The sequence below is a fragment of the Microbacterium sp. GCS4 genome (assembly GCF_001262495.1).
Classification (GTDB): domain Bacteria; phylum Actinomycetota; class Actinomycetes; order Actinomycetales; family Microbacteriaceae; genus Microbacterium.
The window spans coordinates 721,147-735,242 of sequence record NZ_LGYE01000002.1; the positions used below are offsets into that span (position 1 = coordinate 721,147).

The 14,096-nt window shown below is 69.9% G+C and carries 15 protein-coding genes and 1 tRNA gene; 11 read left to right on the forward strand and 5 right to left on the reverse strand.

Going from position 1 to position 14,096, the window contains the following annotated elements:
- Positions 1 to 35: 35 nt before the first annotated feature.
- From AKH00_RS10735 to AKH00_RS10745, 3 genes are all read left to right on the forward strand, one after another.
- Positions 36 to 647: a GNAT family N-acetyltransferase gene (locus tag AKH00_RS10735; protein WP_050722682.1), complete on the forward strand. Its 612-nt coding sequence runs from the start codon at positions 36 to 38 to the stop codon at positions 645 to 647.
- A gap of 70 nt (positions 648 to 717) precedes the next feature.
- Positions 718 to 1,584, forward strand: a complete 867-nt coding sequence (locus AKH00_RS10740; RefSeq protein ID WP_050722683.1) for a hypothetical protein — start codon at positions 718 to 720, stop codon at positions 1,582 to 1,584.
- A 50-nt stretch (positions 1,585 to 1,634) separates the two neighbouring features.
- Positions 1,635 to 1,707, forward strand: a tRNA-Ala gene (locus AKH00_RS10745).
- A gap of 53 nt (positions 1,708 to 1,760) precedes the next feature.
- On the opposite strand, the gene AKH00_RS10750 is transcribed toward AKH00_RS10745, so the two are convergent.
- From AKH00_RS10750 to AKH00_RS10765, 4 genes are all read right to left on the reverse strand, one after another.
- On the reverse strand, positions 1,761 to 2,513 hold the full coding sequence (locus tag AKH00_RS10750) for a ThuA domain-containing protein (protein WP_050722684.1): 753 nt from the start codon (positions 2,511 to 2,513) through the stop codon (positions 1,761 to 1,763).
- Positions 2,506 to 3,582, reverse strand: coding sequence for a Gfo/Idh/MocA family protein (locus tag AKH00_RS10755; protein WP_235556740.1), 1,077 nt, complete (start codon positions 3,580 to 3,582; stop codon positions 2,506 to 2,508). Before AKH00_RS10755 ends, AKH00_RS10750 begins: the two co-directional genes overlap by 8 nt.
- A 160-nt stretch (positions 3,583 to 3,742) precedes the next feature.
- A complete protein-coding gene (locus AKH00_RS10760) occupies positions 3,743 to 4,657 on the reverse strand; it encodes an arginase family protein (protein ID WP_050722685.1) in 915 nt (304 codons plus the stop codon).
- 91 nt (positions 4,658 to 4,748) lie between these two features.
- Positions 4,749 to 6,026 carry a DUF445 domain-containing protein gene (locus AKH00_RS10765; RefSeq protein WP_050722686.1) on the reverse strand — a complete coding sequence of 426 codons (1,278 nt, stop codon included), beginning with the start codon at positions 6,024 to 6,026 and terminating at the stop codon, positions 4,749 to 4,751.
- Positions 6,027 to 6,152: 126 nt separating this feature from the next.
- Here AKH00_RS10765 and AKH00_RS10770 point away from each other — a divergent pair, with 126 nt between their 5' ends.
- The 3 genes from AKH00_RS10770 to AKH00_RS10780 are packed head-to-tail and all read left to right on the forward strand — an operon-like array spanning position 6,153 to position 7,155.
- Positions 6,153 to 6,437: a type II toxin-antitoxin system prevent-host-death family antitoxin gene (locus AKH00_RS10770; RefSeq protein WP_082297581.1), complete on the forward strand. Its 285-nt coding sequence runs from the start codon at positions 6,153 to 6,155 to the stop codon at positions 6,435 to 6,437.
- A 3-nt stretch (positions 6,438 to 6,440) separates the two neighbouring features.
- On the forward strand, positions 6,441 to 6,848 hold the full coding sequence (locus AKH00_RS10775) for a type II toxin-antitoxin system VapC family toxin (RefSeq protein ID WP_050722687.1): 408 nt from the start codon (positions 6,441 to 6,443) through the stop codon (positions 6,846 to 6,848).
- 34 nt (positions 6,849 to 6,882) lie between these two features.
- Positions 6,883 to 7,155, forward strand: a complete 273-nt coding sequence (locus tag AKH00_RS10780; protein WP_050722688.1) for a metal-sensitive transcriptional regulator — start codon at positions 6,883 to 6,885, stop codon at positions 7,153 to 7,155.
- Between the two features lie 34 nt (positions 7,156 to 7,189).
- Here AKH00_RS10780 and AKH00_RS10785 read toward each other — a convergent pair whose 3' ends face one another.
- Complete coding sequence (locus AKH00_RS10785; RefSeq protein WP_050722689.1) at positions 7,190 to 8,737, reverse strand: amino acid permease; 1,548 nt, start codon at positions 8,735 to 8,737, stop codon at positions 7,190 to 7,192.
- A 156-nt stretch (positions 8,738 to 8,893) separates the two neighbouring features.
- Here AKH00_RS10785 and AKH00_RS10790 point away from each other — a divergent pair, with 156 nt between their 5' ends.
- From AKH00_RS10790 to AKH00_RS10810, 5 genes are all read left to right on the forward strand, one after another.
- Entirely contained in the window at positions 8,894 to 10,249 is a 1,356-nt protein-coding gene (locus AKH00_RS10790) for a glutamine synthetase family protein (protein ID WP_050722690.1), read from the forward strand.
- A complete protein-coding gene (locus AKH00_RS10795) occupies positions 10,230 to 10,982 on the forward strand; it encodes a gamma-glutamyl-gamma-aminobutyrate hydrolase family protein (protein WP_050722691.1) in 753 nt (250 codons plus the stop codon). The genes AKH00_RS10790 and AKH00_RS10795 overlap by 20 nt, the downstream gene beginning before the upstream one ends.
- 123 nt (positions 10,983 to 11,105) lie before the next feature.
- Complete coding sequence (locus tag AKH00_RS10800; protein ID WP_050722692.1) at positions 11,106 to 12,464, forward strand: aldehyde dehydrogenase family protein; 1,359 nt, start codon at positions 11,106 to 11,108, stop codon at positions 12,462 to 12,464.
- A gap of 40 nt (positions 12,465 to 12,504) precedes the next feature.
- Positions 12,505 to 13,284, forward strand: coding sequence for a 3-oxoacyl-ACP reductase (locus tag AKH00_RS10805; protein WP_050722693.1), 780 nt, complete (start codon positions 12,505 to 12,507; stop codon positions 13,282 to 13,284).
- A 61-nt stretch (positions 13,285 to 13,345) separates the two neighbouring features.
- On the forward strand, positions 13,346 to 14,092 hold the full coding sequence (locus tag AKH00_RS10810; protein WP_050722694.1) for a FadR/GntR family transcriptional regulator: 747 nt from the start codon (positions 13,346 to 13,348) through the stop codon (positions 14,090 to 14,092).
- The last annotated feature ends 4 nt before the right edge of the window (positions 14,093 to 14,096 follow it).

Sequence of the window (14,096 nt, forward strand, 5' to 3'; positions counted from 1 at the left end):
GGCGTCGGGACGCGGGAATGGAACAGGCCACGGGGATGCGGCACGGCGCGATCGAACTGCGTCTGGTGCGCTCGCGCGACGCGCGCGCGTTGCAGCACGAGCTGCTGTCGAACCGTGCCTGGCTGCAGCCGTGGGAGGCGACGGTGCCGTACGGCTCGGTGTCGTTCGACATGCGCCTGAGCATCCGACGTCTCCTGCAGCAGTACCGCGACGGCGCCGGATACCCGTTCGTCATGGAGTACGACGGCGAGATCGCCGGCCAGCTCAACGTGTGGGGCGTCGCGCGAGGGTCGCTGTGCTCGGCGACGATCGGCTACTGGGTGAGCGAGCGCTTCGCCGGACGCGGCATCACGCCGACCGCGGTGGCGCTCGCGACCGACGCGTGCTTCACGGAGTACGGACTGCACCGCATGGAGATCTGCATCCGCCCCGAGAACGCTGCGAGCCTGCGCGTGGTGCAGAAGCTCGGTTTCCGGTACGAGGGTCTCCGTCGGCGCTACATCCACATCGACGGGGACTGGCGAGACCACTATGCCTTCGCGTTGACGAGGGAGGATGTGCCCCAGGGGGTGCTCGCGCGGTGGCTGGGCGGAGAGGCTCCGCTGCACGCCGCGGACATCCCGCCCTCGGACCGTCTGACCATCTGAGGCGAACCCGCCCGCGACACGCGCCCCGACTGCACGGGCGGACGAACCCGACTCCCGTACCGTTGTCGACATGGACGGGCCGGTGCTGAGCGGGGGAGTGATCGTTCTCGTCGCCGTGCTCCTGTGGCTGCTCTATCTGCTGCCGTCGTGGCGCGGACGCTTCCAGTACGACGCCGCCGAACGCAACGCCGTGCGGCTCAACCAGGCGCTGCGTGTGCTCGCCGAGACGAGCGAGACCCCCGATGAGGTGCGCCTCGAGCTCAACGCCCGCACCGCACTCGCGCAGCAGAAGCTCGCGAAGCGGCTGCAGTCCGAGAAGGAGGCGGCGGAGCTCGTCGCGCTCCGGCAGCAGCTCGCTGCCGCGAAGGCCGACCCCGTGGTCCGTCAGGCGCGGGCGCGTCGGCGCGTGCGGGTGGCCGCCACGACCCTGCTTCTGGCCGGACTCGCCGTCACGGGTCTGGGCGTCTGGCAGCTCGTCGTCGCACAGACTCAGATCCTCGTGTGGCTGGGCGGCGTGACGGTCGTCGTCGCCGCTCTTCTGCTCCAGCGGATGGCTTCGGTCGCGGGACGCGCCGTGCGCCGGACAGTGGTGAGCGAGCCGCGCGTCGAGGAGCGCGTGTCGCCGCCCCTGCACGACCAGGGACCCGCGACGTGGACGCCGCGTCGGCTTCCCGAACCCCTCGTGTCGGTCGCCGGCTCCCGTGCGCAGGTCGCTCGTGCCGAGATCGACGCGCAGGAGGAGATGCGCAAGGCCGCTCGTCTCGCCGAGCTGCGGGAGAGGGCGGAGCGGATGGCTCCGGCCGCCCCGGTGCGCATTCCCGCTCCGGCGGCGAAGGAGCCCGCAGCATCCTCGCCCTACGCGGCGATGGGATTCGTCGACGATGCGGAGATCGAGGCGCACGTCCGCGAGATGCTCGCCCGTCGCGCCGCCGGGTGACCTGCGCGGCGCGGACACGTCCCTCGTCGTGATAACGTTGAGGACATCAAGGGCCTATGGCGCAGTTGGTAGCGCGCCTCGTTCGCATCGAGGAGGTCAGGGGTTCGAATCCCCTTAGGTCCACCGAGGAAGAAGCCCCTCCGAGTTCGCTCGGAGGGGCTTCTTCGTGCACAGGCTCAGCGCTCGCCGTGGAGGAACCAGTCGGTCGCGTGATAGTCGGCGGTCAACGGCGTGCGCGCCACCGTGGGGCGCGCCCACTCCACGCCGTTCGCGAGCACGCGGCGCACATCGGGGTGGTGGTAGACGGGGAAGTCCTGGTCGCCGGGCGAGAAGTAGAACACGCGCCCGTAGCCGCGCGTGTAGGTGACGCCGGAGCGGAAGACCTCACCGCCCGCGAACGTCGAGAGGAAGATCGTCTCCTCGGGTTCGGGGATGTCGAAGTGCTCCCCGTACATCTCCTGCGCGGGGATGACGATGGGGTGGGGGACGCCCTGGGCGATGGGGTGCCGGGGCGCGATCGTCCAGACGAGTTCGCGCTCGCCGTCGCTGCGCCACTTCAGCGCGCAGGACGTGCCCATCAGCCGCTGGAAGATGCGCGAGTAGTGGGCGGAGTGGAGGATGAGGATCCCCATGCCCTCGAGGACGTGGCGGTGCACCCGGTCGACGACCTCGTCGGACACCTGGTCATGTCCGATGTGTCCCCACCACAGCAGGACGTCGGTGTGCGCCAGGGTCTCCTCGGACAAGCCGTGCTCGACATCCTGCAGGGTCGCGGTCGTCACGACGACGTCGTCGCCGAGGGTCTCGCGGAGGCCGTCGGCGATGGTCGAGTGGATGCCGTCCGGGTAGTTCCGCAGCGTGGCTTCGTGACTGGTGGTCTCGTGCAGGTTCTCGTTCCAGACGAGAACCCTGAGTGCGGTGTCAGGCATGTGCCTGCTCCTTTCGGTCGTCGAGTGGGGTGGGGACGATGACGGCTTCGAAGAGCCCGGATTCCGCGGAGCGGGTGGCCGCTTCCATGAGGGCGATGCTGCCGACGTTGTCGCGCCCGTGGTGTCCGGTCGACTCGCCGGTGAGGATGTCGTGGGCGAAAGCGTGCAGGCTCCCCGCGCGGTCGACGAGTCCGGTCGCGGCGAGCGGCAACGCTCGGCGCTCCGCAGATGCGACGTCGCGTACCTCGACGACGTCTCCTGCACCATCCTCGATGGGGCCGAGCCTGCTGGTGAAGAAGATCTCCCCGTCGGCACCGTCGATCCGCCATTCTCCGGCCCACCCCGTGGGCTTGCCGCGACTGACCCAGCTGCCGCGGTACGACACGGTGATGCCGCTGTCGAGCTCGATGATCACGGCGGCGGCGGCCTCATCGTCGTACTTGCTGAACGACGGTGCGGAGGACTTCGCGAAGACGGCGCGCGCCTCCTCCCCGGTCACCATCCGGAGAAGATCGAAATGGTGGATCGCCATGTCGTGCAGCAGCGGATGCGGGAACGCGTAGTGCGGATGCGCGCCTACCGCGAGGTCGTTGTCCCACTGGCGGAAGTCGATGTCGATGGACACGACCTCGCCGACGGCCCCCCGCGCGAGCAGGTCGCGCGCGGCCCGCGGAGCAGGATAGTACCGGTAGTTCTGGCTGACGTGGATCAGCAGCCCGGCGTCATCCGCGGTCGCGACGAGAGCGGCGGCCTCCTCGGCGGTGGCCGCGAACGGCTTCTCGACCAGGACGTGCTTGCCGGCGGCGAGGGCCTCGCGGGCCAGCGGCGCGTGCGTGACGGCCGGGGTCGTGAGGAGCACCGCATCCGACTCGACCGCGTCCAGAGCCGCTGCGAGCGACGCGAAGCCGAGGGCGTCGGGGAGGCCGAGCTCCGCGAGCACGGTGCGGCGCGTCTTCTGGTCGGGCTCCACGAGCGCGGCGACCGTGATCAACTCCTCGTTCGGCACCACGTTGCGCGCCCAGTTGCCGCCCCATCCGCCGAGTCCGACGTGGATCAATCTCACCGTCACAGGAGTTCCCTTCATTCGCCAACGATCGCCGTTCGCGGGGCTCACCCGCGAGCAGACTCCTTCGATCCTATGGTCGAGGGCGTGCTCGTTCGGCTCGTCGGCGGGGTGTCGCCAGGGCCATGGATTCCGTTGAGGGTGACGGTACGAGCCCGTTTTCGGCTCAGCGGACGGCGAGCCCCGCGAGGAGCTCCAGCACGCACAGCGCCGCGAGACGGACGGTGCGTGCGTCCTCGGCATCCGCGGTGGCATCCACCTCGGCGAGGTCGGCGCTGACGACACGGGCATCCGACGCGATCGCTCGGCTGAGAGCCCGCAGCTCCCACGCCGCGAAGCCGCCGGGCACGCTCGCGGGGCAGCCGGGGGCGACGGAGCGGTCGCACGCGTCGACATCGATGTCGAGGTGGACGCGGGGATCGCGCCCTGCGCCCGCGACCTCCAGCGCCTCAGCGACGACGTCGTCGAGGCCTCGGCGGCGCACCTCGTCGAGCGTGATGACCCGGATGCCCCAGTCGGCGGCTCGGCGGGCGTAGGCTGCGGAGTTCGCGAAGTCGGCGATGCCGATCTGCACGATGCGCGCCGGGTCGATCCCTGCCGTGTCGACGGATGCCGAGGTCGGAGTGTCCTCGACCAGTCGTCGCACGGGGGTGCCGTTCGAGACGCCGTCGCGCAGGTCGAAGTGCGCGTCGATCGTGATCAGGCCGGTCGCGCGGGAGCCGAGCGCCACGGGGTAGGTGAGGGAGTTGTCGCCGCCGAGCGCGATCACCAGGCGTGCGGCGTCCGACAGCTCACGGACGCGAGCGATGGTCGCCGCCTCGCCCTCGTCGCCGTCCGGCTCGACGATGTCCCCGGCATCCGCGATGCGCAGCACCTCGTCCAGGTCGACCGCGGGCGGTCCCATGAGCGTCGCGCCGTAGCGGGGGAGGGCCTCGCGGATCGCCGCCGGCGTCGCGTGCGCGCCGGTCGGCGACAGAGAGGTGCGCCACGTGGGGACGCCGAGCAGGACCGCGTCGGCTGCGTCGTCGAACGCGGGCCAGGATCCGGCGCGCGGCCAGAGGGGATCGTGCGAGAGCGCCATGCGTGTGTCTCCTGTCAGGCTCCGGGGATGAGGGCGTGCACGACCGTGACGATCACGAGTTCGTGCGAGAGCACCATGCGCGTGTCTCCTGTCAGGCTCCGGGGATGAGGGCGTGCGCGACGGTGAAGATCGCGAGCCCCGCGAGGGCGCCGACGACCGTGCCGTTGAGCCGGATGTACTGCAGGTCGCGGCCGACCATCAGCTCGATCTTCTCCGTCGTCTCCGCCGGGTCCCAGCGCTCGACCGTGTCCGTGATGATCGATGCGATGTCGTGGCGATAGCGGTCGACGAGGAAGACTGCGGCGTCGGACACCCAGGTGTCGACGCGGCGCTGCAGCGCGGCATCCGTCGTCAGCCTGTCGCCGATCTCCTGCAACGCCTGGGCCGCGCGACGCCGAAGCCCGCTCTCGGGGTCGGAGAGAGCCGTGAGCAGGCCGTTCTTGGCGGTGTTCCACGCTTCGGCGGCGAGGGCGCCGACGCGGGGGCTGTCGAACAGCGACGCTTTGGCGTTCTCGAGCTTGGCGCGCGTCGCGGGGTCGTGCTGCAGACTGTCCGCGAGGCGAGCGAGGTATCCGTCGACCGCGATCCGGGCCGGATGCCGCGGGTCGGCCTGTACGGCGCGGATGAACTTGACCGCCTCGTTGTAGGCGGTGTCGTCGACGAAGCGGTGAGCGAGCTTGGGCACCCAGCCGGGCAGACGGCGCGAGATGAGGCCCGAGAACGAGGCGGCGTTCGCATCGAGCCAGCGTCCGATGCTGTCGGCGGCCAGGTCGACAGCGCCGTGATGGGCGTCGGCCTCGACGATCTTCTCGAGCCACGCGCCGGCGGGCGGCCCCCACTCGGGCGAGACGAGGTGCTCGCGCGCGAGGTCGGTGATGAGGTCGCGGACGTCGTCGTCGCTGAGCGCATTGAGCACGGCGGTCGCGATGGTCGAGCCCTCGGCGGCGATCCGCTCGGCGTGCGCGGGCTCGCGCAGCCACTCCCCGGCGCGCTGTGCGATCGCCGTGGTCGACAGCTTCGCGCGTACGACGGAACCCTCGAGGAAGTTGGTCTCGACGAACTCGCCCAGCGAGCGGCCGATCTCGTCCTTGCGGCTGGGGATGATCGCGGTGTGCGGGATGGGCAGCCCGAGCGGGCGACGGAACAGCGCGGTGACGGCGAACCAGTCGGCGAGGGCGCCGACCATGCCACCCTCGGCGGCTGCGCGCACGTAGCCGAGCCACGGCTGCCGTTCCTGCAGCCAGAACGCGATCACGAACAGCACCGCCATGAAGATCAGTGCGCCGAGCGCCACGGCCTTCATGCGACGCAGCGCGAGGCGTCGTTCCTGGTCGGCGGGGGAGAGCAGCGCCATCGGTGTTCGCGGCATGACGTCATCCTTTCACGCGGATGAGTCCGCGAGCGTGCGTGCCGGGATCCCGCGTCTGGCCCGCCAGACGGATGCGCCTGTGTAGTACAATCACTACATTCCGAATCGAGGTGCATCGTGTTCACCATGACCGCGAGAGAGTTCAACCAGTCCGTCGCGCGTGCCCAGCGCGTCGCCGACGAGCAGCCCGTCATGATCACGAAGCGCGGCGAGCCGGCGTACGTGCTGCTCTCGATCGCCGAGTACGACCGTCTCGCGCCGGCGGTGTCCACGGAAGGGTCCCGCTCGATCCTGGACCTCATCGAGCCCCTCCCCGACGATGCAGATCCCGACGATCTCTTCGGCCAGATCATGGACGAGATCACCGCCGAGCGGAAGAACGACTTCGGTCGTCCGCCGATCGAGTTCTGAACGATGTTCCTGCTCGACACCAATATCGTCTCCGAACTGCGGCGTCCCCGCCCGCACCCGGGAGTCGCGACGTGGTTCGGCTCGACGCCGAGGTCGGCGCTGCGCATCAGCGTCATCACCGACCTCGAGCTCGAGCGCTGGGTGCTGCTGTCCCGACGGCGGGACCCGGTGGCCGCGACCTCACTGGAGCGCTGGCTGGACTCGGTGAGGCGAGAGATGCCGCGTGCCGCGATCGAGGTCGACGCAGACGTCGCCCTTCTCGCGGCCGCGCTCCAGGTTCCGGACCGTCGCCAGCTCTCCGACGCCCTGATCGCCGCGACCGCGCTGCACCACGGCCTGACGCTGGTCACCCGCAACACCAAGGACTTCGACATCCCCGGCCTGTCGGTGCTGAACCCCTTCGGCGACTGAGCGCGGGTGCCGTCGGGGCGCGTACTCTCGAAGCGTGATCGAAGACATCAAGAAGCGCGCGCTGCACCGCACCAGCATCCTCGAGGGTCAGATGCGCGGCGTCGCGCGGATGATCGAGAGCGAGGAGTACTGCATGGACATCATCACGCAGTCCCGCGCGATCCAGCGTTCCCTGGAGTCCCTCAACCGACTGCTGCTCGAGAACCATCTGCGCACCCACGTGACGCACATGTTCGAGGAGGGCGGCGAGGAGCGCGACAAGGCCGTCGACGAGCTGCTGAAGGCGTTCGACTTCAGCAGCAAGTGACGGCCTCGCCGCGCTCGCGGCTGTCGGTGCGGACCTAGCGGCCGCCGCCGAACACCTCGCCCTCCATGGCGTCGTAGCCCTCGGCCTGCGGGTCGCCGTGCGATCCCCCCGACAGCGCGTACTCCTCCTCGGGAGAGAGCACGAGACGGTGCCGGAAGAACAGCCCGAACCCGAGCAGGATCACGACGTAGACGATCGCGATCGCGATGATCGCGGGTCCGAAAGTCGGATTGAGCAGGAACCCGAGGAAGATCAGCGCCGCGATCACCAGTGCGATCGCCGCGCCGGGCACGCCCCACGGGCTGCGGTACGGACGGTCGACGTTCGGGTACTTGCGGCGCAGGATCATGAACGAGATCAGCTGCAGGGCGTACGCGAGCACCGCTCCCCAGACGGCGATGTTGAGGACGATCGCTCCGGCGACGGTTCCCGCGCCCTCGGCGTCGAGCGCCGCCAGCACGTCGAGGACGATGAGCGCGATGAAGCCGATCGCCGCGCCGACGACGAGGGCGACCCACGGGGTCTGGCGCTTGCCGGTCAGTGAGAGGAACCGCGGGTAGTAGCCGGCGCGGGACAGCGAGTACATGTTGCGGCCATAGGCGAACATGATGCCCTGCAGCGAGGCGAGGAGGCCGATGAGCGCGAAGAGCGCGAGGACGGCGGCGAGCTGGTCGCCGACGATCGCTCGGAAGCCGTCGAGAAGAGGTTCTCCCGCGGTTCCCGTGGCCTCGGCGCCGATCACTCCGGTGTTGAGGAACAGCACGAGCAGTCCCGTGACGATCAGCGTGCCGCGCGCCCAGAATCCGGCCTTCGGGATGTCCCTGGTCGGGTTGTGCGACTCCTCCGCGGCGAGCGGGAGCTCCTCGATCCCGAGGAAGAACCACATCGCGAACGGCAGGGCGAAGAGGATGGGCAGCACGCCGTGCGGGAGGAACGTCGACTGGCCCTCGTCGGGGACGATGTCCCACAGCGCATCCCAGCTGAAGGCGCCGGAGAACAGGGCCATCGCCGAGAACACGAGGATGATGCCGATCGAGATGACCGAGACGACGATCGCGAAGCGGAACGAGATCGCCGCGCCCGCGGAGTTGAGGGCGATGAAGACGACGTAGAGGATCAGGTACCACACCCATCCGGGCAGCACGAGGCCGAGCAGCTCGCTCGTGATCCCGTTCGCGTACGAGGCCGAGAAGTAGACGATCACGGCGGTGGTGGCGACGTACTCGATGGTCTCGGCGGCTCCCGTGACGAGGCCGCCCCAGGGGCCCATGGCCGAGCGGGCGAATGAGTACGCCCCGCCGGTGTGCGGCATCGCGGCGGCCATCTCTCCGATCGAGAAGATCATGCCGTAGTACATGATCACGAGGACCACGAACGCGATCAGCATTCCTCCGAAGCCCGCGAAGTCGATCCCGAAGTTCCACCCCGAGAAGTCGCCCGAGATGACGGCGGCGACGGCGAGACCCCAGAGCCCCCAGACGCCGGCCGACCTCTTCAGCGTCCGTTTCTCGAAGTAGTCGCTACCGGCACGTGTATAGGTCGCTCCGGCGACCTTGCGGGATTCATTGCTCTGACCAGACATCCGCTCTCCGTTCGAATGCGCGCAGGCACCGGGTGCACCTTGCGGATGATTGTGACAGTCAATGGTGGTTTCGTCTACCTTTAAACCTCGAGGTGTTCTAGGGTGAGGGCGAAGCTGGTCGGCCGATCGCTTCACCGCAGCAGAACGGAGCGTGGGATGTCGGGCAATCTGAGCATCGACCAGCTGGACGCCGGCATCGCCGCCGGCGAGATCGACACGGTGATCGTCGCCTTCGCGGATGCACAGGGCAGACTGGTCGGCAAGCGCGTCTCGGCACGGCTGTTCCAGGAGGACATCCTGCACCACGGCGCCGAGGCCTGCGACTACCTGCTGTCGGTCGATGTCGACATGAACACGGTCGACGGCTATGCGATGTCGGGCTGGGACCGCGGCTACGGCGACATGGTGCTGCGCCCCGACGCCGAGACGATGCGACGTGTCCCGTGGCTCGAGGGCACGGCTCTCGTGATGGCCGACCTCGTCTGGCAGAACGGAGAGCCCGTCGGCCCCTCGCCGCGCGCGATCCTTGACCGGCAGCGCGACCGGCTCGCCGAGCGCGGCTGGACCGCCTTCTCGGGCACCGAGCTCGAGTTCATCGTGTTCGAGAACACGTACCGCGACGCGTGGGCGCGCAAGTACGAGGGGCTCACTCCGGCGACCGACTACAACGTCGACTACAACCTGCAGGCTTCCACCCGCATGGAGCCGCTGCTGCGCGCCATCCGCAACGGCATGGACGGCGCCGGCATGTACTGCGAGGGCGTCAAGGGCGAGTGCAACCTCGGGCAGCAGGAGATCGCGTTCCGCTACGCCGAGGTCCGCGAGACCGCCGACCAGCACGCGATCTACAAGAACGGGGCCAAGGAGATCGCCGAGCAGCACGGCCAGGCGCTCACCTTCATGGCCAAGTTCAATGAGCGCGAGGGCAACAGCTGCCACATCCACCTGTCGCTGCGCGACCAGGACGGCACGCCGGTCATGGCGGGGGAGGGTGAGCACGGCTTCAGCCCGCTCATGGAGCACTGGATCGCCGGGATCCTCGCCACCCTCCGCGAGTTCACGCTGCTGTTCGCACCGAACATCAACTCGTACAAACGGTTCGCGAAGGGCAGCTTCGCGCCCACCGGGGTCGCGTGGGGCATCGACAACCGCACGTGCGCGCTGCGCGTGGTCGGCCAGGGCTCCGCCCTGCGCGTCGAGAACCGCGTGCCCGGCGGCGACGTGAACCCGTACCTCGGCATCTCCGCGATCATCGCCGGAGGCCTCCACGGCATCGAGAACGAGCTGCCGCTGCCCGAGCGGTTCACCGGCAACGCCTACGAGGACGCGGTCGACCACCTCCCGACGACCCTCCGCGAGGCCGCTCAGCTGTTCAGCGAGTCGACGATCGCCCGTGAGGCGTTCGGCGACGACGTCGTGGACCACTACCTCAACCAGGCGCGCATCGAGCTCGAGGCCTACGACGCCGCCGTCACCGATTGGGAGCGCATCCGTGGTTTCGAACGCCTCTGAGCCCGCGCCGATCATCGGCGTCACGACATACCTCGAGCGGGCGCAGCAGGGTGTGTGGGACGTGCGCGCGGCGTTCCTCCCCGAGCAATATCTCACCGGTGTGACCGACTCCGGCGGCATCGCGCTCCTGCTCCCGCCACAGAACCCGGATGCCGCCGACGCGGCGATCGCGGGTATGGACGGCCTCGTGCTCTCGGGCGGCGCCGACGTCGCCCCCGAGCTGTACGGCGAGTCGCGGCATCCGCTCACCGACCCCGCCCGCACGGACCGCGATGCCTGGGAACTGGCCCTGTTCCGGGCCGCCGAGCGCCGCCGGATGCCGGTGCTGGCGATCTGCCGCGGCCTGCAGCTCGTGAACGTCGCGCGCGGCGGAACGCTGCAGCAGCACCTGCCCGAGTCGCTCGGCACGGAGAAGTACCGCCTCGGGGGCGGCGTGTTCGCCGAGAACGCCGTCGGGATCTCGGACGAGACGCCGTTCGCTGACATCATCCGCGAGAGCGAGGTGAGCGTGCACAGCTACCACCACCAGGGCATCGGTCGCCTGGGCGACGGTCTGGTCGCGGCCGCTCACTCCGACGACGGCCTCGTGCAGGCCTTCGTCGACACCTCCGCCGGACACGTCGTCGGCGTCCAATGGCACCCGGAGGAGAACGCCGAGGACCGGCGTCTCTTCGCCGATCTCGTCGCACAGGCCCGCGTGTTCGCCGCGGGAAGAAGGGAGAGCGCGGCATGAACGCCGTCATGGTCAGCACCGACGCAGCGCGGGCAGCGACGAGAGGAGAGAGCATCCGATGAGCGCGTTCACCGTCGATCCGTCGACCGCCACCACCACCGGGACCGAGGGAGAGGGCATCCGATGAGCGCGTTCACCGTGATCGACCCGTCGACCGGCACCGCCGTGCGCGAGATCGCCCGCGCAGACGTGGGGGAGACGGATGCCGCGATCGCGCGTGCCGTCGCCGCGCAGCGCCGCTGGGCGGCGCTGCCCCCGGTCGCGCGGGCGGACGCGCTCCGCTCGTTCGCTCGCGCGGTGGAGGGTGTGGCCGAGGAGCTCGCCCAGCTGGAGGTGCTGAACTCGGGTCATCCGATCGGCCAGGCCCGCTGGGAGGCCGCGCACGTCGCGCAGGTGCTCAACTACTACTCGGCCGATCCGGAGCGCCTCTCGGGTCGTCAGATCCCCGTGGCCGGCGGCCTCGACGTGACCTTCCACGACCCCTACGGCGTGGTCGGCGTGATCGTGCCGTGGAACTTCCCCATGACGATCGCGTCCTGGGCGTTCGCGCCCGCGCTCGCCGCGGGCAACGCCGTGGTGCTCAAGCCGGCCGAGCTGACGCCGCTTACCGCGATCCGGCTGGGGGAGATCGCCCGGGAAGCGGGCCTTCCCGAGGGGCTGTTCGAGGTCGTCACGGGCTCGGGCTCGGTCGTCGGGCAGCGCCTCGTGGAGCATCCGGACGTCCGCAAGGTCGTCTTCACCGGGTCGACCGAGGTGGGCATCGAGGTCGCCGCCGGATGCGCCCGCGCGCTCAAGCCCGTCACGCTGGAGCTCGGCGGCAAGAGCGCCAACATCGTGTTCGACGACGCCGACCTCGAGAAGGCGGCGGCGGCCGTGCCCGGCTCGGTATTCGACAACGCGGGTCAGGACTGCTGCGCGCGCAGCCGCCTCCTCGTGCAGCGCTCGGTTTACGACCGGTTCCTCGAGCTGCTCGAGCCCGCCGTGCGGGCGTGGCGGGTCGGAGATCCGTCGAGCGCCGAGACCGACATGGGCCCGCTGATCTCGGCCGCGCACCGCGACACGGTCTCGTCGTTCCTCGACGGCGCCGACATCGCATTCCGCGGCACGGCGCCGGAGGGTGACGGCTTCTGGTTCGCCCCGGCCGTGGTGCTCGCCCAGCCCGGTGACCGCATCGCCCAGCAGGAGGTCTTCGGACCGATCGTCGCCGTGCTGCCGTTCGATGACGAGGCCGACGCGATCCGCCTCGCGAACGACACGGTCTACGGTCTCGCAGGCTCGCTGTGGACCCAAAACCTGGGCCGCGCCGTGCGTGTCGCCCGCGGCGTGCAGAGCGGCGTGCTGTCGGTGAACTCGCACTCCTCGGTGCGCTACGCCACGCCCTTCGGCGGCATGAAGGCCTCGGGACTCGGGCGCGAGCTCGGACCGGACGCCGCCGAGCACTTCACCGAGACGAAGAACGTCTTCTTCGCGACCGACGACTGACCCCGGCATCCGCCCTGATCCATCCAGCAACGGAGACACCATGACCATCGATCTGACCCAGCGACTGAAGGACCGCGTCGCGATCATCACGGGAGGCGCGAGCGGCATCGGCTTCGCGACGGCGCAGCGCTTCGCCGCCGAGGGCGCGTTCGTCGTGATCGCCGACGTCGACCCGGCGACCGGCGAAAAGGCGGCCGCCGAGGTGGGCGGCGCGTTCCGTCCCGTCGACGTGGCCGACGAGACGAAGGTGAACGCGCTGTTCGACGGCGTCGCCGCCGAGTTCGGGCGCATCGACATCGCGTTCAACAACGCCGGCATCTCGCCCGCTGACGACGACTCGATCGAGACCACCGAGCTGCCCGCGTGGGACCGCGTGCAGGATGTGAACCTCAAGAGCGTCTACCTGTGCAGCCGCGCGGCGCTGCGGCACATGGTGCCTGCGGGACGCGGCTCCATCATCAACACCGCCTCGTTCGTGGCGCTGCTGGGCTCGGCGACCTCGCAGATCAGCTACACGGCATCCAAGGGCGGCGTGCTGGCGATGTCGCGCGAGCTCGGCGTGCAGTTCGCGCGTCAGGGCGTGCGCGTCAATGCGCTGTGCCCCGGGCCGGTCAACACGCCGCTGCTGCAGGAGCTGTTCGCGAAGGACCCGGAGCGCGCGCAGCGCCGCCTGGTGCACGTGCCGATGGGGCGGTTCGCCGAGCCGTCCGAGCTCGCCGCCGCCGTCGCGTTCCTCGCCTCGGACGACTCCTCGTTCATCACCGCCAGCGCGTTCGTGGTCGACGGCGGCATCACGAACGCCTACGTCACACCACTGTGAGCACGGGGCTGTGAGCACGCACCTGTGCGGCGCGCACATCGGGGGATGACAGGCTGAGAGCATGAACGAGCGGAATGCGGACGGCGAACTCGTCGAGGTGCGCAAGCTCGTCGAGGTGCGCAAGGCGGTGTACCGCCCGCTGCGTCGCGGCAACGCCCTGGAGGACGCGATCTCCCGCATCGTGCAGACCATCAGGCTCGGGGTCGTGGCTCCGGGGGAGTCGCTGCCGCCGGAGCGCGAGCTCGCGGCATCCTTCGGGGTGAGTCGCGACACCGTGCGCGACGCCATCCGCGAGCTCGCCGACACCGGATACCTGGTGCCGAAGCGCGGTCGGTACGGCGGCACCTTCGTGGCGGACCCGCTGCCCCAGCCGTCGGATGCCGGTGCCGTGCCTCCCGCCGAGATCGACGACGTGCTCGGGCTCCGGCGGGTGCTCGAGACCGGTGCCGTCCGTGCCGCGGCGAACCGCTCGCTCGACGCGGCGACGCGGGCCGACCTCTGGGCGCGGCATGAGGCCGCGCTTCCGGCGGGCCCGGAGGAGTACCGACGCCTCGACACTCTGCTGCACCTCGCGATCGCGGAAGCTGCCGGCATCCCCTCGCTCGTCGCGCTCGTCGCCGAGAACCGCGCCTCGGTCAACGTCTGGCTCGACACGTTCCCGCTGCTGCCGCGCAACATCGCGCACTCGGGGGAGCAGCACGAGCGGATCGTGACGGCGATCCTCGCAGGCAGACCGGATGCCGCCGAGGCGGCCATGAGCGACCACCTCGCCGGCTCCGAGTCGCTGCTGCGCGGCTTCCTCGTCTAGCTCG